The sequence below is a fragment of the Plesiomonas sp. genome (genome assembly GCF_051650925.1).
In the GTDB taxonomy this organism is placed as follows: domain Bacteria; phylum Pseudomonadota; class Gammaproteobacteria; order Enterobacterales; family CAMTGL01; genus Plesiomonas.
The window spans coordinates 1-1041 of record NZ_JBOFRH010000092.1 but is presented as its reverse complement, the minus strand read 5'-3'; the positions used below and the strand labels follow the sequence as shown (position 1 = coordinate 1041).

The following is a 1041-nucleotide window of genomic DNA, read 5'->3' as shown; positions in this document are numbered from 1 at the left end:
CATAATAGCCAGAAAAAGCAGCGCCAACACCGTATAGGCCTGAAGTATTGCATAAGGCAGCACATTACCCATGCCTTGTTCTTCTGTCACGCGCCAGTAAATGACTGATGAGATACCGATAAGCAACATCGGCACTGATAACACGACCCCGGTGCGTACGCTGATACGATCCGAGATCTGGCTAGCAACCAGCGCCATAAAGGTAATCATCATCGGCAAACGATCCCAGAAGAGTCGTCCGTTGTCGGGGGCTAGATGGTAGTAACTTGACCCAAATGCAGTCGCAAATATACCAAAGAAAAATACCAGATAAAGCCAACGCTCCTGGCTGCACTCAAACTGCACGCGGTTTCGTATCAGCAGGCTCAATCCCCACGAGCCTGCCAGCAAAAACCCTATATTGGAGGCAACATTGTTGAAATGCTCGATCCCCAAAAAGGTGCGTTGATCTGCAAAATTATGATAATCCACCGACTGTGGGATGGCCGGTAACAACAGGGCAGCAACCACACAGGCAAGGGTAAAGCCGATTAGTAGCAGATTGCGCATACTCATAGAGCAAACTCCTGTCGACAATATGTGGTACCAGAGACGAGAGGCTTATTATTATGCATTATCGCCTCTGTTTTTATCCCATGACGTGTTGCTTTTATTGCTTACTGACAATGGCATTAAATACACGTTCGCCATCGGCGCGGTGTGCATCCAAAAACCCATCGCGTATTTCCCATCGGGTCACTGACTCCAGCGCAGCGAGGAATTCACGCTCTTGTTGCATCACCCCATCGGCATGGCACTGCATCCGGGTACTGCGAACTGGGCCAATGCTCAAGCGAGCATCATCCGCGGAAAAACTCGCATGATATGTATTGCAACCACTGCTGCCATATACCAGCCCCTGCTCAAAGCGCATACTCAGCCGAGTGTCAGACAACACCCCTACAACAGCATGGCGGCCGTTGTTAAATCCGATGATCTCCCAATCCGCGCCCTCCAGGGTTGCTGCAGGCTGCGCTTTAAAACGCAATACCGCACCAGTAG

General features: G+C 50.4%; 2 protein-coding genes. Both read right to left on the bottom strand.

Going from position 1 to position 1041, the window contains the following annotated elements:
- Nucleotides 1-555, bottom strand: a 555-nt coding sequence (locus ACRC27_RS02055) for a ceramidase domain-containing protein (RefSeq protein WP_438639075.1), incomplete at its 3' end; no start/stop codon positions are given.
- A 94-nt stretch (nt 556-649) separates the two neighbouring features.
- Nucleotides 650-1041 (bottom strand): META domain-containing protein (locus ACRC27_RS02050; RefSeq protein ID WP_438639074.1); only part of this gene is annotated, 392 nt, incomplete at its 5' end.